General features: G+C 47.4%; 22 protein-coding genes, 1 tRNA gene and 1 rRNA gene. 12 read left to right on the top strand and 12 right to left on the bottom strand.

What is annotated here, in order from left to right:
• The 7 genes from map to pyk all read left to right on the top strand — a co-directional run.
• Window positions 1-792, top strand: a 792-nt coding sequence (gene map, locus OWQ48_01990; GenBank protein MCY0867987.1) for a type II methionyl aminopeptidase, incomplete at its 5' end; no start/stop codon positions are given.
• Between the two features lie 65 nt (window positions 793-857).
• Window positions 858-1,952 carry a DUF1512 domain-containing protein gene (locus OWQ48_01985; GenBank protein ID MCY0867986.1) on the top strand — a complete coding sequence of 365 codons (1,095 nt, stop codon included), beginning with the start codon at window positions 858-860 and terminating at the stop codon, window positions 1,950-1,952.
• A 6-nt stretch (window positions 1,953-1,958) separates the two neighbouring features.
• Complete coding sequence (locus OWQ48_01980) at window positions 1,959-2,306, top strand: hypothetical protein (GenBank protein ID MCY0867985.1); 348 nt, start codon at window positions 1,959-1,961, stop codon at window positions 2,304-2,306.
• Between the two features lie 33 nt (window positions 2,307-2,339).
• A 5S ribosomal RNA gene (gene rrf, locus OWQ48_01975) occupies window positions 2,340-2,458 on the top strand.
• A gap of 1 nt (window position 2,459) precedes the next feature.
• A complete protein-coding gene (locus OWQ48_01970) occupies window positions 2,460-2,585 on the top strand; it encodes a hypothetical protein (GenBank protein ID MCY0867984.1) in 126 nt (41 codons plus the stop codon).
• Window positions 2,578-2,895 (top strand): DUF1805 domain-containing protein, encoded by a 318-nt coding sequence (locus OWQ48_01965; GenBank protein ID MCY0867983.1) that lies wholly within the window; start codon window positions 2,578-2,580, stop codon window positions 2,893-2,895. The genes OWQ48_01970 and OWQ48_01965 overlap by 8 nt, the downstream gene beginning before the upstream one ends.
• 9 nt (window positions 2,896-2,904) lie before the next feature.
• Window positions 2,905-4,314 (top strand): pyruvate kinase, encoded by a 1,410-nt coding sequence (gene pyk, locus OWQ48_01960; protein MCY0867982.1) that lies wholly within the window; start codon window positions 2,905-2,907, stop codon window positions 4,312-4,314.
• A gap of 24 nt (window positions 4,315-4,338) precedes the next feature.
• Here the strand turns inward: pyk and OWQ48_01955 are convergent.
• Window positions 4,339-4,440, bottom strand: a tRNA-Thr gene (locus tag OWQ48_01955).
• Window positions 4,441-4,579: 139 nt separating this feature from the next.
• Between OWQ48_01955 and OWQ48_01950 the strand changes: the two genes are divergently transcribed.
• Window positions 4,580-5,389 (top strand): radical SAM protein, encoded by an 810-nt coding sequence (locus OWQ48_01950; protein ID MCY0867981.1) that lies wholly within the window; start codon window positions 4,580-4,582, stop codon window positions 5,387-5,389.
• Between the two features lies 1 nt (window position 5,390).
• Here the strand turns inward: OWQ48_01950 and OWQ48_01945 are convergent, their stop codons facing one another.
• From OWQ48_01945 to OWQ48_01905, 9 genes are all read right to left on the bottom strand, one after another.
• Window positions 5,391-6,290, bottom strand: coding sequence for a hypothetical protein (locus OWQ48_01945; protein ID MCY0867980.1), 900 nt, complete (start codon window positions 6,288-6,290; stop codon window positions 5,391-5,393).
• Between the two features lie 207 nt (window positions 6,291-6,497).
• Window positions 6,498-7,190, bottom strand: coding sequence for a triose-phosphate isomerase (tpiA, locus tag OWQ48_01940; GenBank protein ID MCY0867979.1), 693 nt, complete (start codon window positions 7,188-7,190; stop codon window positions 6,498-6,500).
• 58 nt (window positions 7,191-7,248) lie between these two features.
• Window positions 7,249-8,403, bottom strand: a complete 1,155-nt coding sequence (gene fbp, locus OWQ48_01935; GenBank protein MCY0867978.1) for a fructose-1,6-bisphosphate aldolase/phosphatase — start codon at window positions 8,401-8,403, stop codon at window positions 7,249-7,251.
• A gap of 93 nt (window positions 8,404-8,496) precedes the next feature.
• Window positions 8,497-10,305, bottom strand: a complete 1,809-nt coding sequence (locus OWQ48_01930; GenBank protein MCY0867977.1) for a ribosome biogenesis/translation initiation ATPase RLI — start codon at window positions 10,303-10,305, stop codon at window positions 8,497-8,499.
• A gap of 106 nt (window positions 10,306-10,411) precedes the next feature.
• Window positions 10,412-11,296 (bottom strand): DMT family transporter, encoded by an 885-nt coding sequence (locus tag OWQ48_01925; protein MCY0867976.1) that lies wholly within the window; start codon window positions 11,294-11,296, stop codon window positions 10,412-10,414.
• Window positions 11,297-11,476: 180 nt separating this feature from the next.
• Complete coding sequence (locus tag OWQ48_01920) at window positions 11,477-11,764, bottom strand: DNA-directed RNA polymerase subunit M (protein MCY0867975.1); 288 nt, start codon at window positions 11,762-11,764, stop codon at window positions 11,477-11,479.
• Between the two features lie 314 nt (window positions 11,765-12,078).
• Window positions 12,079-12,594, bottom strand: a complete 516-nt coding sequence (locus OWQ48_01915; protein MCY0867974.1) for a hypothetical protein — start codon at window positions 12,592-12,594, stop codon at window positions 12,079-12,081.
• A complete protein-coding gene (locus OWQ48_01910) occupies window positions 12,591-12,812 on the bottom strand; it encodes a 30S ribosomal protein S17e (GenBank protein MCY0867973.1) in 222 nt (73 codons plus the stop codon). Before OWQ48_01910 ends, OWQ48_01915 begins: the two co-directional genes overlap by 4 nt.
• A gap of 264 nt (window positions 12,813-13,076) precedes the next feature.
• The gene (locus OWQ48_01905) at window positions 13,077-13,760 is read right to left on the bottom strand and encodes a dolichol kinase (GenBank protein ID MCY0867972.1); all 684 of its coding nucleotides are present in this window, start codon (window positions 13,758-13,760) and stop codon (window positions 13,077-13,079) included.
• A 149-nt stretch (window positions 13,761-13,909) separates the two neighbouring features.
• Between OWQ48_01905 and ahcY the strand changes: the two genes are divergently transcribed.
• Genes ahcY through OWQ48_01890 form a run of 3 tightly spaced genes read left to right on the top strand, consistent with a single transcriptional unit; the run spans window position 13,910 to window position 16,405 of the window.
• Window positions 13,910-15,166, top strand: a complete 1,257-nt coding sequence (gene ahcY, locus OWQ48_01900) for an adenosylhomocysteinase (protein MCY0867971.1) — start codon at window positions 13,910-13,912, stop codon at window positions 15,164-15,166.
• Window positions 15,167-15,183: 17 nt separating this feature from the next.
• The gene (locus OWQ48_01895; GenBank protein MCY0867970.1) at window positions 15,184-15,690 is read left to right on the top strand and encodes a pseudouridine synthase; all 507 of its coding nucleotides are present in this window, start codon (window positions 15,184-15,186) and stop codon (window positions 15,688-15,690) included.
• Complete coding sequence (locus OWQ48_01890; GenBank protein ID MCY0867969.1) at window positions 15,674-16,405, top strand: PAC2 family protein; 732 nt, start codon at window positions 15,674-15,676, stop codon at window positions 16,403-16,405. The genes OWQ48_01895 and OWQ48_01890 overlap by 17 nt, the downstream gene beginning before the upstream one ends.
• Here OWQ48_01890 and tgtA read toward each other — a convergent pair.
• A complete protein-coding gene (tgtA, locus tag OWQ48_01885) occupies window positions 16,329-17,933 on the bottom strand; it encodes a tRNA guanosine(15) transglycosylase TgtA (GenBank protein MCY0867968.1) in 1,605 nt (534 codons plus the stop codon). The two genes, OWQ48_01890 and tgtA, sit on opposite strands and share 77 nt — an antisense overlap.
• A complete protein-coding gene (locus tag OWQ48_01880; GenBank protein MCY0867967.1) occupies window positions 17,930-18,379 on the bottom strand; it encodes an Lsm family RNA-binding protein in 450 nt (149 codons plus the stop codon). The genes tgtA and OWQ48_01880 overlap by 4 nt, the downstream gene beginning before the upstream one ends.
• 81 nt (window positions 18,380-18,460) lie before the next feature.
• On the opposite strand from OWQ48_01880, the gene OWQ48_01875 reads away from it, so the two are divergent.
• Complete coding sequence (locus OWQ48_01875; GenBank protein MCY0867966.1) at window positions 18,461-18,826, top strand: DNA-directed RNA polymerase subunit G; 366 nt, start codon at window positions 18,461-18,463, stop codon at window positions 18,824-18,826.
• Window positions 18,827-18,927: the final 101 nt, after the last annotated feature.

The following is an 18,927-nucleotide window of genomic DNA, read 5'->3' as shown; positions in this document are numbered from 1 at the left end:
AGCTTACTAGAGCTAGCTGAGCACTTAGAGGGGAGGATAAGAGAGCTTGGAGGAGAGCCAGCGTTCCCAGTGAACATTAGCATCAACCATATTGCAGCACACTACACTCCGATACCAGGTGATAGCAGCGTGATCCCCAATGACTCCGTTGTAAAAATAGATATAGGTGTCCATGTAGACGGCTTTATAGCTGATACGGCTGCAACAGTAGCTTTAAGCCCTGTCTACGAGGGGCTTGTGGAAGCATCGCGTAGAGCCCTAGAGAAGGTTGCAGAGGCAATCCACCCGGGGGTTAAGGCTAACGAGATAGGGAGGATTATCGAGGATACAGTTAAATCCATGGGGTTTAAGCCTGTGAGAAACCTTAGTGGTCACAGCATAGACTGGTATACTCTGCACGCCGGCCTCAGCATACCAAACTACGCTGACCTACTCTCTAGGTGGAGACTGGAGCCGGGGGTTTACGCTATTGAGCCTTTCGCATCAACTGGCGTGGGCTTGGTTGAAGAAGCAAGGGAGGTCACAATATACTCACTTAAGAAGAAGAATAGAATTCCATCGGAGGTTAGAGATATCTACGAGAAACTCTACGGTGAGAGAAGAACTCTACCATTCGCTGAGAGATGGCTCTACAAGTACACGAGGGATACACGGGCGGCTGTAAGCCAGCTAGCTAGAGCTGGTCTTACTCAATCCTACCCGGTGCTAGTTGAGAAGTCTAGAGGCATGGTCTCTCAGTTCGAGCATACATTCCTGGTACTCGAGAAGGAGGTTATTATAACCACTATTTAAATTCCTCTAAAGCACTCACAGATATCACGGCAAGCTGGTGGCAGTAGAATATGTGGTGAGACTGAATGAACGGGGATACATTATCCTTGATAGTCCAGATAGCCTGGCTGATCCTATTCGTGCTGATTCTAACAGGATTCAACCAGAAGATACAGATGAAGATCTGGGTTGCCGACATACGGATGAAGCTTAACTTCATTAGAAGTATTGTTGAAGAAGATAGAAGGAAGGTTAGAAGCATGCTCATGAATCTAGGATTGCAGGCACCCGAGGTCCTCGTGGATCGGTTAATGGAGTTCTTCACCATCGACCCCGTGGCTGTTGAACCCGTGGATATAATTAAGAGAATGGATCACTTGATTAGAACAAGTGATTCAACTGTGAAGGGGCTCGTCGAATCTAACCTAAAGCATATAGGCAGGTATGAGAGGAGTCTTGTCGAGACATCCATTATGATAGTAGGCGCTCTCTACATGCTGTACAAGGTGGTTAGACACTACCTTCTAATAGGTGAGAAGGAGAATAACTGGGTGTTGATAATGCAGCTGCAGATGCTAATGCCTCAGATACTGAGATACGTTAACGCCTACCATGAAGCATTCGAAGCCTTCTCTACAGGCAAGCCTATTGGTGATGGTGTAGGCCCGCTCATAGCATACCGGCTCATAGAGATGGGGGAGAAAGTATCCTCGAAAGTCTTAGATGAGACATCAGTAAGCGAGATCCGGTATAAGGATAGAAGGATATTCGTGGTTAAAGCCGAGGGGCCTGGAAGCAATGTAGGCCATCCTGGCGCAGTGATCAGTAAGCTCGTAGAGGAGCTTAACGGTGGAGTAGACCTCATAATAACTGTTGATGCAGCCCTCAAGCTGGAGGGTGAAGCAACAGGTTCTCTAGCTGAGGGTGTTGGCGCAGCTATAGGGGATCCAGGCCCGGAGAAAATAGCAATTGAGAGAGCAGCATCAAAGTATGGTATCCCTCTGAGGGCCCTCGTAGTGAAAATGGAGCTTCGCGAAGCTATAACCACGATGCGCAAGGAGATATTCGACAGCGTTGAAGCAGCTTTAAAGTACATCGATAAGTTAATAGAGGAGAATACTAAGCCCAACTCCACAGTACTCGTCGCCGGTATAGGTAACACTATGGGTATACCAGGGTGACGAGTGTTGGATGAAAACACTCTCTATAATCTAGTACTACTCATTCTCCTCATAGTGTTCATTGTATACTTCTACTTTGAGGCCCGCTCGAGAAGGGAGAAGAGAGAAGAAAGCGTCACGAGAGTCCTATTACAGTGCGTTAACTGCGGCTTTAAGCTGGAAAGAGACTTCGAGGCAGGAGACTACATTGGATTAGAGCGGGGTAAGTGCCCGAAGTGCGGTGGAACTCTCAAGATCAGAGGCATATATGCAGTCGAGAAAAGCAGAGTTCTCTCCAGCCATAAACCTGAAGGTAGCTTCAAGCAGGCCTTCATTAAATACCCTTCTGTGAAGTCAAGCGAGGAAACGCTTTAAAACCCCTCTACCGTAATAGTGTAGCTTGGCACCCGACCCGGCCATAGTGGCCGGGCAACACCCGGTCTCGTATCGAACCCGGAAGTTAAGCCGGCCACGTCAGAACGGCCGTGAGGTCCGAGAGGCCTCGCAGCCGTTCTGAGCTGGGATCGGGTGCCGTTTCTAATCAAAATAGCAGTGTATCAAGTACTCCTGCTCGAGCCTGCTGCATCGTTGATGTCGCTGGGAGATTTAAAGAAGACGGGGAGTATTGCATCTACCGGGGGTGCTTGTGGCTAAACAATACTATGCACGGGATTCCGTGAGAGTTAAAATCATTGAGGTGGAGGGTAAGAAGCTTGTAGGTGTTGAGGTATCGCTACCCAACAGTCCTCCACTAATAGTCCTGGCTGGAGAGAAAGGTTTCGCTATGTGTGGGCTCCTCAATATTAGTGTAGTTGAGAAGCTTAGAGTAGCTGCTGTTAGGGTTCCGGGTGTAAGCTCACTGGAGGAGCTACTGGATGGACGGATAGCTGATGCTACAAGCACAGCTAGATCACTCGGTTTAACTGAAGGCAGCAGGTTGAGGGATGTTATCCACGCGCTCTAGGTGGGGTCTGTGGGTAGAGTTAAAATCATAGTGACACTTGGGCCTAGCAGCATTGAGTATGATGTAGTTAAGAGAATGGTTAAGGAGGGGGCTTCAGGTGTTAGAATAAACTGTGCTCACGGTGATGAGAAATCATGGATGGAGTACGCTAGAATCGCTAGGGATGTTGCAGCCGAGCTGGATACAGTTGTCCCGTTAATACTTGACACGCCGGGCCCGCAGGCGAGAAGCGGTGACTTCACAGAGTTTACAGTAAACCGTGGTGACACAGTAGTCTTCACTCTCAACCGCGATGGGCAGGGAGAGAAGAATATATGGCTACCCATGAAGGCATTCTACACTACAGTTTCAATAGGAGACACGCTGCTATACGGTGACGGCGAGCTATCCTTCCGCGTAGTGGATGTTGAGGATAGTGCTGTTAGAGCAGTAGCATTAAACTCCGGGGTAGCGAAGCCCAGAAAGAAAGTAGTCGTAGAGGGGAAGGAGTACGAGGCATCTTTTCCAGGCGAGGTGGATAAGAGGGTATTCAAGTTTGCTGCAGATGTTAAAGCCAGCTTCATAGCTTTAAGCTACGTGAAGAAGCGTAGGGATGTAGAGATAGCTAGAGACCTCCTCGCCATGCATGGATGGACACCGGGGCTTATAGCGAAGATTGAGACTAGAAGCGGCTTCATCAACATGAGGGATATACTTGAAGTCGCTGATGGTTTAATTGTAGCGAGAGGGGATCTTGGATTACACTTCCCTCTCGAGGAGATCCCGCTGATTCAAGAGCAGATAGTTAGAGAGGTAGTGAAGCAGGGAAAGATCGTTATAGTGGCTACTGAAGTACTTGAATCCATGGTTAATAATCCAAGGCCTAGTAGAAGCGATGTAGTCGACCTCTACAACTCAGTATTCAACCTGGTAGATGCAGTTCTACTAACTAATGAAACAGCTATAGGCAGGTATCCTGTTGAAGCCGTTAAATGGGCTAAGAGGATAATAGAGAAAGCCGAGCTAGGGTTATCGAGGAGTATTGTAAACGAGTACAGAAGCTTTATCCCAGTGAGAGATCTATTGGAGAAGTATGTTCAGGGATTAATCTTGCTGAGCGAGAGTATTGGAGGAGTGATAGTAGACTTCAGTAGAACAGGGCGTGTGCCAACACTACTCTCCAAGCTTAGACCTCAAACCTCAGTGTATATCGGTGTGAGCGATAAACTACTAGCTGAGAAGCTTACACTAAGATACGGGTTGAACGTTATTGAGATGTCAAAGATTCTTCCAGCTGAAAGTGACTATGAGAGAGGGGTAGCTAGATTACGAGAGCTACTAGTAGAGACAGGCCGCTTAAAGCCTGGAGACATAGTTATTGAAACTTACGCGAGGCCGCATATCAATGTGCACGAGATAAGAATAAGCCAGGTCATGTAGTCTTCTCCATGATGTTGAAAATAAAGCCGCCGGCGGGATTTGAACCCGCGTCCACCGGCTGTCCAGCGACTTCGGCTTGACAAGCCGTTACGAGGCCGGCGCTCCACCGGGCTGAGCTACGGCGGCTTTTCAAGGCTTTATTGAGTATTCTAAGGGAGCTTAAAATGTATTCTAGCTGCCGGGAGTAATGTATCAGCTCACTTGAGCTACATGTTCATCCGCAGGCTGGCAGCTTAATTAAGATATATACGGAATTAAGGTCTTCGTGGTAGTCTTGCAAGAGAAGCATGGATTGTATGACCCACTGGAGTTGTATTCGAGGCTTGAACCGGTAGTTGCACCTTATGTAGGCGGGGAGCAGTATAGGAGGTACTATAGATTCCGCCGTGATAGATGGTATGGCGGTATAATCACAGGGGATACAGTAGGCTGTAATCTCCGCTGTGGATTCTGCTGGGCATACTACTTTACATGGGGTGGTTTCTCCAAGGGGGAACTGTATAGTCCCCTCCAAGCCGTGGAAATTTTAACTTCGCTAGCTAGAAGGCATGGTATAAACCGTATACGGTTGAGTGGTGGTGAGCCTACACTAGGGTTTGATCACCTGATTAAAGTGATAGAGCTTATCACGAGCAGAGGATACCACTTCATTCTAGAAACTAATGGAGTAGTCATAGGCTCCCGGGAGGAGTATGCACGTAGACTAGCAAGCTTCCATGGTGCTGGAGTAAGTGTTAGAGTATCTATAAAGGGGACAAGCCCACAGGAGTTCGTAATGCTAACTAGAGCAGAGCCACGTGCATGGGGATTCCAGTTGAAGGCGATTAAACTACTAGTTGAATACGGGCTTGAACCAGGCGAGGAGGTTTACCCGGCTGTAATGCTAAGCTTCACTGATAGTAAGGGTGTTGAGAGAATAAAGCGAGTACTTAGAGCAATACATCCAAGGCTAGCTGAAAGCATTGACCCTGAGTACGTTATACTGTACCCGCATGTAGTGAACCTGCTTAAGACTACTGGGTTAAAGCCTCTTGTAGCCTTTAAGCCCGACGAGTTACCCTCAGAGCTCATATGACCTAGCGGTAGAAGGCTTCGAGCTCCCTGTAAAGCTTTTCACGCCAGCTGGTAGTGCCTAGCCTTCCATGCACGTACGAGATTGTTTGAACTAGGCCGGCTCCAGCGCTGAAGGAAGCTACAATTAAGCCTTGAAGACACTGCCTGCTAATGCTGCAAGTCCTACACCAAGCCCCTCCCTTAAGACACATGTTTTTTGATGCTAGCTTCCCCGTGAGACCTAGATAATATCTAGCAAAGCGGGTTAAGTGTCTATCGCCAGGCGCGACCATTGATGAAGCACCAGTGAATAGTATTATGGCATCAGCTATCTTCGGACCCACACCTTTAATGCTAAGCAAGCGTTTTCTCAGAGTCTCCAGGCTTACCTCGCCTACTTTCAAGACAACATCTCGTAGCTCGGGGAGAATTCTAGCCAGGAGTCTGGGTTGAGGACTGGTGAGTTTTTCCGCGGTTGAAGCAGCCTCCACGAGTAGCGAGCTCTCTTTTAGATCTAAGCCCCCAAATATCAGTTTCATCCACCTTCTAACGTTACCTGCATAGCTGGTATTAGCTGAGAGAACTACAGCCGATGAGACCAGTATTCTATCCACGGGCTCTAAGGCAGCAGCGATCCTAAGCCCCGGATACAACTCAAGAAGCCAGTTGAACCCTGAGTCTCTAAGGATTGATATGCAGTCACTCCAGCACCATAATCCCCCAATACCATGCAGGAGCCGGTGGGAGCATCCATCTCCACTACAACATAATTCCCCACCCTGTTGAACCAGTAGGTGCTTAAACCCTATTCTCCTAACCCAGTATCCAGGCTTCTCGAAATCGTATATGCTTGAGAGGAAGCTGGGATACATGGTTAAATCGAGATTAAAGTCTTCTCCAACACTCACGCAGAGCGCTGGCATAGCGAATCACAGGTGCAGATGTAATCCTCTCCATGATGAGATTAAACTCTGCCTCAAATAATGCTTCTAGAAGCATTATCTTGCATACCGGCTCCCCGGTAGATTAACCGGAGGTTTTCTCGGATAACCTCTACTCGAGGAATAAACTAAATTAAAGAAGTATGTGGAGGCTGGAGGAAGTGGAGTAAAAATGTAGCCATGTTAAACTTATAATGCTTTAAGCATCGATTCAGCCATCTCCTTCATTACATTGTAGGGGTCCTTGGCTTTCACTATACCTGATGCTACCAGAACCCCCATGGTGCCTAGTTTTACAGCCATGTATGCGTCTTCACCTGTTGTTATGCCAGCTCCAGTTAGAATCACGGTTTTCTCGTTGACACGTCTAATCATCTTCACGCTGTTTGTCACAACCTCTGGTTTAGCCTTGCTAACACTTACACCGCTCCCTATGAGCTCAGGGGGTTCTACTGCAACATAGCTGGGTTCTAAGACTGCTACAGCAGCACCTGTCTCAGGGGTATCAGCGCAGACCAAGGTTTCCAAGCCAAGGCTTCTAGCTTTCGCCACTAAGTAGTTTATCTCGGATATTCTAAGCTTGTGCTCACTGTGATTAATGATTACTCCTTGAACACCAGCCTCCTTTAGTCCTTCAAGCGGCATAAAGCCTGTGATAGCACCTGGCTCAAGAGGGTCAGCGTGCTGAGCGAATACTTTCACGCTACTTCCTTCAACTATCTCCTTAATTCTCCTTATCTCTGTGAATGGTGGTGCTAGTATGATATCCACACCTGTCTCACGCCACACTCTTACAGCATCCCTTGCTATCCTGTACGCGTTCTCGCCGAAGCTATGGGGGTAGTATGCTTTGAAGTTGACTGCTAGAATAGGTTTAGCCATGTGACTTCCTCCTCATTAACATGTATGAGTTATAGATGGGAAAAAAGTCTCGAGGAGACTAATCGTGAGATTCTAGCATCTCGCTGTGTCTCTTAATTACCTTATAGGCTTCTTCAGACTTAACGAACCTATCCTTCAGCTTCTCTAGTACCTGTGGTAGTGTCGTGTACTCCATTTCCTCAGGTCCAAGCCTGTGCGGCATGAATGGGCCGTGTCTCCTCATGTAGTCGGCGATAGTCTGTGCCAGCCTCCTAGCTTCATCGAATGCTACATCATCGAAGAGGTCGGCTGGACCGATCAGCCTGCCGTTAGAGATGTTCCATCCAAGTGCTATGATTCTCGGAGGCCCATCGAAGCGTGTGACTCTAGCGTACCTCATTGGAACAGGCATTAGAGGGCCGTGATGACTGCCTCTCATCCATCCAGCAACTAGGTGCGGGAAGCTGAAGGGTTCTAGGACTTCTCCTAGAGCCGGGAGGCCATGCTGTGCTCTCACGATTGCAACTGGATCATCCTTACCAACGTACTTGCCAGCCATGAGGTTTAATCTCTCAACGCTGACTACTGCAGCTAGCAGGTTATCACTCTTCCTGTACACTCTTCTCACAATGTACCTGCCGGGGGTACCGATTAAGGCTAGTATATCGTACATCTCCTCCGGAGACTTTAGAAGAACGCTTCTACCCTCGAATACATCGAATATCTCGAAGACGAATCCGTCATGCATGTTTGGATCAATCACTAGTCCAGCCGTGTTGAATGGATCTGCGAATATCCTGAAGATAGGTAGGTTGAATGCACCAGGCTCAGTTTTATCAGCGTGGAACGTGACAACAGGCTCAGACTTCCTCTCCTCCATCTCAAGCTCTGCTACACCAGGCCCCATACCTCTAACGTTGCCTGAGAAAGCTTCTGATAGAAGGTCCTGGCCGGCTGCATACAGCTTCAACTCGCGTGCAACCTTAGCAGCAGCCTGGAATGCATCCCATGCTAGCCCATGGATATCAGGGTGGTCTGTTCCCTTGGTATGAGTCATTATCAATTGAATATCGTCGCCGACGTGCGTGACGTAGAAGTCAATTATAATCCCCTTCTGCTTAGCCTCAGAGAGCACTTTTGTAGCAGCAGCTAGCTGGTCGGGGTGTGGCATGTAGTGGCCTGCGATACTTCCTAAGTCCGCTTTAATAACAGAGAGAGTTACCTTCATGTTCATGCACCCATCAATATTGAATTGAATGGTTAAACCCTTAATAAACCTTACCCTGAGTAAAACGCCTGAACTTTTAAATATCCAATTAAATTAGTGTTAAGCTGGAAGGAAGTACTCTCCTCGAAGCCTCTGCTCTCTATCCATTACTGAGCCAGGCTTGTTTATCCTCGGCCTTCCGCTTTCACTATCTCTTCTAACAGTTACATCCAGTTCCTTTAAGAGAAGGTTTAGTCCCTCCTTCACGTTCACTGGCTGGTATGCATGGCCGTGGAGACCTGGCTCCCCGAGGAAGACTATCACTCTGTCAGCAATATAGCTTTGCATAAGGAGGTCGTGTTCTACAACGAGAGCACTCTTCCCTTTCTCCTCAACTATTCTCCTTATAGTTCTTGCAATACTAATTCTCTCTTCAACATCTAGATAAGCTGACGGCTCGTCAAGGAAGTAGAGGTCGGCTTCTCTAGCTAGAGAGACTGCTACAGCAAGCTTCTGTAGTTCTCCCCCGCTTAACTCATCTACTCTTCTATCCAGCAGCTTATTCAATCCTAACCTTCTCACCAGCTCATGGTAGATCCAGGATGAAGGGTCTAGGGTTTGAGGTGACGCGCTCTTCAAGTTCCCTGCAACACTCTCCTCACTGAAGATTCTTGGTGAAAGCTCCTGGGGCTTCAAGCTTACTTTTCCAGCTGAGATTAAAACCATTCCCTCCTGCGGCTCTAGTTCCCCGCTTAAAAGCTTGATTAGCGTAGTCTTCCCTATCCCGTTTGGCCCTAGGATTCCTAGTACCTCCCCAGCATGCACGTCGCCTGGCTCGACTACAAGCTTGAAGCCAGAGCTACCGTACTGGAATACCATTGAATCCCACTTGAGTATCGGGTAGGATTCCGGGGTAACCTGCTTCTCCTGAGCCTGTATTCTAAACTTTATTTCATCTTCTCTTATCCTCATGTTTTCTGCCGGCAGGTATCCTTTCAGGTAGTGGTTTACTCCTACTCTCGTTCCATAAGGCTTGGAGACAATACCGTATACTCCTGGCTCCCCGTATACTACGACAATATTGTCGCTTATGTAGTCGAGGATCATTAAATCGTGTTCAACGACTACTACGTAGTTCTTAGAGGGCTCACTGAACTCTCTAATGGTATTTGCCACTCTTATCCTCTCCCTTATATCCAGGTAGCTACATGGCTCGTCGAAGAAGAATGCATTCCCATTCCTCGATAGAGTTGCAGCTACAAGGAATTTCTGTAGCTCCCCACCGCTTAGCTCGCTTACCTTACGGTCTAGTAGGTTGGTTAACCCTAGCTTCTCCACTAGCTCGCGTCCTAAGCCTCTTTCATCTACTTTACTCAGCAGTTCTCTCACAGTGCTTTTTAACAGCCTTTTAGCAGCCTCAATATACTGTGGTTTAACTACAGCTTTAATATCGCCGTTTGCAAGCTTAGTAAAGTATGATTGTAGCTCTGTCCCCCTGAAGTACCTTATTATTTCATCCCAGTCTGGTGGATCCATGTATCTCCCTAGGTTAGGCTTCACCTGCCCGGAAAGTATTTTCACGCTAGTGGATTTTCCAGCACCGTTTCTCCCGATTACCCCTAGAATACCTCCGATGCGTGGTGCTGGTAGATTATATAGCTTGAACATATTGGCTCCGTACCTGTGCACTAGTGTTTTCTCGAGCTCGTCGGGTAGGTTCACGATTGATAGAGCATTGAAAGGACACTTCTTAACGCATATACCGCATCCGATGCAGGTCTCCTCGTATACTACTACATACTTACCGTCACTACTCAACTCTATAGCCTTCTTCTTCCTCCCCCTGTTGACAGGGCAGAACCTAATACACTCCAGGCTACACTTATCCGGCTTACAGTAGCTTCTATCTACTATGGCGACTCTAACCAAGGCTGACACCTCTCCTCGTAAGCAGTTCTTCAATCATGTTAACCAGGGTTACCGGTATTTTTCTTTCTCGCAATGCATCCTCTCAGGTTGTACCTGGCTGCAGGGTTTAGTGCCTTCCTCCTATAGTTGAAATAGTTGAGCCAAGCACTATTAAAGCACCTCCCACTAGGTCTCCTACTCCAAGGCTTTCTCCCAGCAGCATGCTGCCGAGAAGGGCTGTGAAGACAGGGATTAAGTTCGCGAAGGGGGCGGCTATAGCAGGGCCCACTAGTGAAACTCCTTTATTCCAAGCGTAGTAGCCTAAAGCCCCTGTTGCAACAGCAATCCAGAGGAGGGCTAAGAGAACCTCTGGTTTCAGCATGATCTCGAGCTTCGTGTAGATTAATGGTGAGGCAGTAAGCCCTAGTAGGGGTGCTGTTAGAACTATTGAAGCATACGTTAATGCTGCTTGATCTCCTCCAGGATAGAACTTGCCTTGGAGGACAGTGTAAACCGCCCATATAACCCCTGTTGAAACCCCTAGGCTTAAACCCAGTATATCGCTGCTGGAGGCTGCTGCTCCTTTAAGCGTGAAAAGCAGGATGACGCCTAGTACTGAGAGAGTGGATCCAGCAACCTGTAGTCTGCTTGGTTTTTCAAGGCCTATTAGAGCGGAGAATATTAGGATTAATGCAGGCGTGAAGCCGTATGCTAATCCTACAAGTGACGCTTGCGTTAACGCTAGGGACTCGTAGAGGACGATGTTGAAGAGTACCATGCCTGTTAAACCCAGTATCAGCGTCTTCACGCTGATATAGCGTTTCACCCCCCATATAACACTCCACCCGAGTATTAGAGGGTAGAAGGGCATTGCCAGAAGCCACCTGAGAGCAGTTACAGTCACCGGGTCTAAGACCCCGCCTAGTACTCTCCCAGCAATGTTGTTAGTACTCCACAGGAAATGGCAGAGAACCAGCATTAAAACCCCCTGCATAGTCCTCTTAGATTTCATCCCAGCCCACCTAGCGAGCTTTTAAGACTCCACTGGTACTAAGCTACTTTAACTAACCTAACCACTCTTGAGACTCTGCAGTTAATAAGGTCTACTTGGATCAAGCTGGTTGAGATGATGAGTGGTGACGGCTCCGAAAACCTGTAATGTGGAGACCATGCAAGCTGAAGCCTTGTAGTCTTAATCTAATTCCTCGGTTCCCTCTTCTTCTTGTGCCAGCTCCTCTAGAAGCACCTCGTAGTACTCTCTAAGCATCTCTCTTTCCTCCTGTGAGAGCCTTGCTTCCCCTGCCTCAGTTGCCTGAGCAGTTGAAACCCGTTTGCTTGCATCCACGTGAAACTTCACTTTGTGTTCTCTTCTATCTTTAACTTCTACTTCATAACCGCATCTATTACACTTAAGAATAATCTTCCTTCCCTTCTTAACAGGTACGAGTGGCCCTCCGCATCTAGGGCAGAATTCAACCAATAAGCCTCACCGCTGCTACCCTTGGATTAAACCTATTAAACTGGTGTTATACCAGGTTATAAGTTTTTCATTCAGCCTCCACAGTGAAGGTGGACTCGACCCCCTGGATATTTAAAAACCCAGGTGCATGGAGATCGTGATTGTGTGGGAGGTGTAGTCGTAGTGAAGCCGTGGCTAGAGGAAGAATGGGAAGAAGAGGAGTGGGAGGAAGAAGAGTGGGAAGAGGAATGGGAGGAGGAAGAGTGGTAGGCTAGCGGAATGCTCTAGGTTTTTTCAAAGCATCCTGCAGGAACGCCCTAAATACTAGCTGCGTGCTATATCATCTCAAGTAATGCATGAAGGTTTTTCACGAGGGGTGTGAAATCACTGACCCCTACCTGCTCAAGCTTCTTGAGAGGCTTGCAGTACTCTCCATTGATACTAGCCTGCCAGCCGGGTTCTACAGGCGGCTCCTCAGCTAGCTCAACTAGGTAGTACTCGAGGCTTCCCTCAAATAGGTCTCTAGCCTTAGAGAGAGCTTTGGAGATCTGAGTGTACCCTGTGGAGAGCATTAAGAGTAGTAGCCCCTTATTCTTGAATCTCGAAAACTCCTTCTTGTATATTATGAAGTGAAGAGCACCTTGCACTATCTGTGGAATACTAGTCATGCTTAAAGGTATTATAGCTATAGTAACACCTGTTCTTTCGCCTAGTTCTTCGAGCTCCTCGTCTAGGCTGTTCTTCCTCCTACTGCAAACACTAATCCTTAAGTAAACGGTTTTCTCGAAGAGGGATATACGGTGGAATCCACCTGGGAGAGATTCAACTGTAATCGGCTGCATAATGCTCATTGCTCAGCCTGCTCTAACGCCGCCTTGCGTTTAGACTGAATAGCTATCAAGTGGGTCACATAGCCGGCTATCATGTTCCTCAGCTTCTTCGATGATGTATCCACCAGCCTTGAGACTACAGCCTTATTGTGCTGGAAGTCTCTTGTAAACAGCTCTGGATGCTTCTCCAATAGCTCGCGTGCAATCCTCTTAACAAGTCTTATTCTCACCTTACCCATTAAACTCACCTTTTAACGCTGAGATCAGGGGTATAGCATAGAGGATTTTTAAGCTTAGAGCTACTGGAATCGATCTACAGGCCTGCGAGTAAGCTGTTGATTCACTACTACCTCAGCCCCCGCTAGCTCTATCACATGCTACTTCACGCCTGCTAAGTGGGGTTTGAGAGTGCTGTATGCAAGCGTGGATGCTGACTCTGAATTAGAGAAGAAGCTCCTGTCTAGATGAAGAGGCCTACCTGGAGTCAGCTACACGTGTAGTGGTTATCCTAGCATGAAGTTTAATGCCAGTAGTATGGTGAAGCCTGTTAGAGGTACTGTGATATTATCGTCTATTCTCTCGTAGATCTCGAAGTGTTCTACTATGCTGGCTGCTACAGCTGAAATTAAGCCTGGCAGGCCTGCTAGATAGTAGCCTATTGGAGCGACTGTAGCTAGCATTGCTATATTACCATACCAAGATTTATTCCTCCCACCGTAGATCAAGTTTCTAACAATACCTGTCACTCCATCCCCGAAAGACATGAAGGCTACCGGTACAACCCCGTAAACCCAGTTATTGAAGAGCAGCCATGAGGACGTCATTACTACACCCCACATGATAATGAAGTGTACTTCATTAATGTTCTCTGGATCCTGAAACCAGTACATGAGTTTTCCCTTCTTATGGGGGAGGTAGGTTGCAGCAGCTAGGAGCACTATCATTGGTATGATAGTTACAGGTGTCTTGTACTCCAGTAGAGGAATCATTATGGATACTAACCCGCCTGCAAGAATATGTATAATCTTTCTATTATAGTATACCGCTTTATTATGGGGGACCCCATGCCTCCTCATCAAGTAGTATAAGTGTTTGGTTAAAGGGTGGACGACTACTATAACCCATGCGAGTAGTAGGAGTGTGTAGACACTCTCTTTTACTAGCACTTGGGGTTCGAGTGGAAGCATAGCTCTGTACACCACTTCGTACTGTTACCTTGTTACCAGCTGGTAGCTAAAATATTATAGAACTACAAGAGTGGAGTTGGCTTTAATAAAGCTAGGTATCAGTCTATAAAGGCTTGGCAAGCTATACGAGTATACTCATGGTGAACGACGTGGAGTACCGTGTCAAGGATTTATCCCTAGCCCCTCAAGGTGAAGCCAGGATCTCCTGGGCTGAACAGCATATGCCGGTTTTAATGCTTATTAGAAAGCGGTATGAGAGCTCGAAGCCTTTGAGGAATGTGAGAATTGGGGCTGTGCTCCATGTGACTAAGGAGACAGCTGTTCTAATGAAGGCCTTTATTGATGCAGGAGCTGAAGTAGCATTAGCTGGAAGCAACCCGCTTTCAACACAAGATGACGTAGCAGCCGCTCTAGTAGAATACGGTGTCCACGTCTACGCGTGGAGGGGTCAGAGCAGTGATGAATACTACTGGTGTCTTGAGAGGATTATCGAGTGGAAGCCGGATATAGTGTTAGATGACGGGGCTGATCTCCACGCTTACCTGCATGAAAAGCACTTGGATACGGCTAGCAGAATCACCGGGGGGACTGAGGAGACTACAACCGGTGTCATAAGGCTTAAAGCCTTGGAGAGGGAAGGCTTATTAAGGTATCCTGTGATAGCCGTGAACAACGCTTACACAAAGCACATGTTCGACAACAGGTATGGGACAGGGCAGAGCACATTCGACGGGATCCTTAGGGCTACGAATATTCTTGTAGCCGGTAAGGTGGTAGTAGTCGCAGGCTACGGCTGGGTTGGCAAAGGTATAGCTGCAAGAGCAAGGGGGCTTGGAGCAAGGCGTGTTATAGTCACAGAGGTTAACCCTATCAGGGCGCTTGAAGCAGTATACGATGGCTTCGAGGTTATGCCGATGAGCGAGGCCGCTGAGGTAGGCGATGTATTCATAACGGCAACAGGTAATAAAGCGGTGATTAGGAGAGAGCACTTCGAGAAAATGAAGAATGGTGCTATACTAGCTAACGCAGGACACTTCAACGTAGAGATATGGATACCAGACCTCGAAGCCCTCTCCAAGGCTAAAAGGAATATACTCCCCAATGTAACTGAGTACGAGCTCTATGATGGGAGGAAGCTCTACTTGCTCGCGGAAGGCAGGCTAGTAAACCTTGTAGCTGCAGAAGGTCATCCCAGTGAAGTAATGGATATGAGCTTTGCAAACCAGTTTCTTGCATCACTATATCTGCTCGAGAATAAGGGTAGGCTGCCTGCAAGAGTCTTCAATCCACCAGTAGAGCTGGATGAAATGGTTGCTCGATTAAAACTTGAGTCAATGGGCGTGAGAATAGACTTCATGACAAGAGAGCAGGAGGAGTATACTGCTTCATGGAGGTATGGAACGTAGCAGGTTAAGGGGTCTCCATGGGCTTAAAAATACGAAGACCTGAGCCGAGAGAACTCTCAGAGCTAAGGTGGATAGCGAGACTTCAGTTTGGTGTTAGAGGCGAATTTATACCCGACTCGGTAGAGCTCGCTGTCAGCCCGAGCACAATGAAAGTAAGACATGTCATGCTAGGTGGCGTGAAATACCTGACTCTAAGAGCAGGAGACTACAGGTTTAACCTGCATGTAGCTTCAGGCAGAGTCCTTAACAAGATGCTCCCCTATCCAAAGCTGAGAGTCTACGTTAAACGAGACTACGCTGAATTCATAGCGGCTGGAGGCAACTTGTTCAGCCGGCATGTGTTGGCGGCAGATCCAGGTATACGGCCCGGCGATGAAGTTCTAGTAGTCTCACTGAGCGGGGATTTACTTGCTGTGGGAAGAGCTGTTCTCGCTGGACACGAGATGGTTTACTATAAAAGAGGCGAGGCTGTTAGAGTTAGAGAGGGAGTGATGGAAGGGTTAAGCAATGATATCATTCATTAAAACCTCTGATGTAGACCTTCGCTCACTAAAACAAGCGTTTCTAGTGACCGGCTACCAGGGCTTCGGGATGGTAGGGTATCTTACAACAAGACATATTGTAAGAGAGCTTAAGCTACGTAGAATAGGCTTCATAAAGACTAGGTATATGCCTGAATTCACATTCTATACTAGAGAGCATGGACTAGTATACCCCTTCGAAGTCTATGCTGGTGAAGCTGGTGGTAGAAGCCTGCTTGTAGTACTCCATAATGCAACACCTGTTGAAAGAGAGAGAACAATGTACGCTGAGTATCTAGCCTCATTCGCCAGGGAGCTGGGTGTTGAAGAGGTTGTTCTAGTAGGGGGTCTAGACCCCAGCTTAAGGGAAGGCAATGAGAAGTATAGGTGGATACCGATAGGCGAGACAAGCATTAAGCTTAATGCTAGGATACTCGAGGAGAGATACGTTATCGGGCCCCTCGCCTCAACTATGATGTTCATGCAGGCGTATGGATTAAAGGGTGCTACGATACTACCCTACACAGAGCTCTATAGACCTGATCCTAGAGCCAGCATAGTTGCCGTTGAAGTGTTAAGCGAGGTTCTCAACGTTAAGATAGGCACGTCAACTCTCGAAGAGGAAGCATTAATGATAGAAGCTATTGAGAGCGAGAAGGAGAAGATCGAGAAGGCTCTCGAGGAAGGAGAGAGGAGATCTCGTCTATCCTACATATAGCTGTAATATCCTCGACTCCTTTAACCTCTCTAAGTATTTCAGCATAGAGCTTTTTATCAAGCCATCCAGCCTCCACGAGTATTATTTTTACTGCCCCCTTCTTCTTCAATTCAGCGAGGAGCCTTCCAATATTCCTCGATGATATATCGCTTCTAGTGAACAAGGCTTCATGCTGGTAGAAGGGGTATGTTGACGACAACCCGGGAGGGATTAAGCCTAGCATCGGGTGGAGGAATAGTAGTGCTATTCTACTATCACTACCATACTTTTCTTCGAGTACAGCATACTCCACCTGGCTTGTATAGGGTTTCCTGTAAGCTGGGATAGCGATTACAATCTTGTTCTCGACGAGGTCTCCTATAGCCTCTCTAACTCTCCTCGAGGTGGCCTCTAAGCGTGGGTTACGGGTTGAAGAGCTATCAACTAGCATTAGAGCCCTGGCGTCAGGCTTGGATACAGGATTGTACTTCTCTAGTATACGCCTGTACTTAACAAGCACTTTAAAGGCCTCGCGGAGGCGGGGATGCCCTCTACTCTTATACTCGAGGAGCTCCCATAGCCTCCCCTCTCTGATAGCCTGTTTTACTCTTCTAAGCTCTTCTGCTAGAAGATGAAGATTGTGGAGTGCGATTAACCTTGTTCTCTCCTGCCTAGGCATCTCAAGTAGCTCTCTCACAGTATACCTGCTGCAGATAGGGCAGCTGCATGGAAGGTACTGGAGGTCCCTTATATTCCTCGTCCCTGTTTCAGTCATGTATCTATCGTCTCGAGCGTAGAGCACGTAGCTTGCTGAATCAAATAAGTCGCCGCCAGCAGCCACCAGGAATGGTATTATCATGGGGTGGCCGACTCCGAAAACATGGATTGGCTTTCCTGGTGGCAGCGTCATCCTAGCTAGGATTGTTGACTCCACGATTCCAGCATAACTGTACTTCTCGAGGAGGATTGTCGGGGATCCAAGAGCATATATACTATAGACTGGTAGCCTCCAAGCGAGAATAGATGATCTAACAACTAAATCCCTGTAAGGAAGCCCCTGGATTGGTAGAACCCATAGCTGGTCGCTATCAGATATTAATGGTGCAGCCTCCACTGCCCTCTTGTACGTCTCGTAAACGCTTTTAAGGGCTTCTTCATGGGATGCCATGCTACCTGTAGGCTTATCTAGTATTACTCCAATATCAACTCCTATATCCCTCTGATAGGAAACTATTGTTCTATTATCGACTTCTACATCCCCGTATACTAGAACCTGGTAGCCCCCGGAATCCGTCATTAATACTTTATCCCACTTTAAGGCTTCGTGAATAGACTCCACAGACCCTTTTCTCCTCTTGTAGAAGAGGTAAGCGTTTGTTACCACTCCGTTGAATCCCAGCTCCGCTAGGCTGTTTAAAGACACTTCTTGTCTCAACGGGTCTACAACGGGAAAAAGATAGGGGGTTTCAATACGCCCGTGCCTAGTGGTTAACCGTGCTATCCTCCCAGCTAGATCGTGTTCTCTCGGCTCGAAAAAACATTCCTTTATCCCTGCACAATCTTTCTCCTATACTCCATGTACTTCACGTAGATGCTGTGAAGGGTTTCAGCTATAGGGCCTGAGCCTATTACGCCCTCCTCGCTGATCCTGTAGCGCCCTTGGACTTCTACAACTCTAGCTTCAGGTATTACTTTAACCATGTGCTCTGGTATCCTCATCTCTCTTAAAACCCATTCCTTGAACTCCTCTGGATTGAATAACGGCTCCTCAAGTATCATTATCTCTGATATCCTCTCACCTTTGATTAAGACCTTTGGGATTCTACCTCCCTTCTCGTTGACAGCTCCTCTCAGCAGCAGGTTTAAGCCTGGATGGTCGAAGCCTACTAGTATCCCCTCATAGTATCTTCCATCGCTTAGTACTACACGGATCTTTTTATCCATCAACGAGGTAAGCTCGCTGACTAGTTTTCTCGACGCGTCAACCACAGACATCCTGCACCACCAATGCTTATTAAAGCCTAGGTATCTTTTTATCTTACCCTAGGCTAATTAGTGAAGCAGGTGTTTTAAACAGTGGTGGAGTACGAGTGTAGTATCAGTGAAATCCAGCAGCTGAGGGCTCCAAAAGTATACAGGCTGAAGGCTTCATGCGGGAGTGGATTGCTCATCGAGGTAGAACTACACGAAGAGGTAGTAGAGCAGCCTAGAGTAGATGATACAGTAGTTGAAGTATACGTGGGAGGCGATAGAGAGGCCTGCCTCGAGAAATATTTCTGTGCTCAGGGATACATTGTATCAAATACCATGCTGGGCGGCACCTATAGAACTGTGATATCTCTTCACGGGCTGCTAGTAGTAATCAGAAGCCCTGGCGAGCTAGGATTAAAACCCATGGATAAAGTCTACGTTGGCTTAACCTTTAAGTCTAAGCCAGGTTAGAAGAGAACTGGGAGTAATACTTTAGGTTATTCGAGCATGATTCTAGATAGAAGCCTCTAATTCAGCCGTGAACTAGAGTGAAGCGGGATAACTGTGTTTAG

Source organism: Desulfurococcus sp. (assembly GCA_026626905.1).
Lineage (GTDB): Archaea > Thermoproteota > Thermoprotei_A > Sulfolobales > Desulfurococcaceae > Desulfurococcus.
Note: the sequence above shows the minus strand (reverse complement) of the source record. Positions and strands in the feature narration are given on the sequence as shown.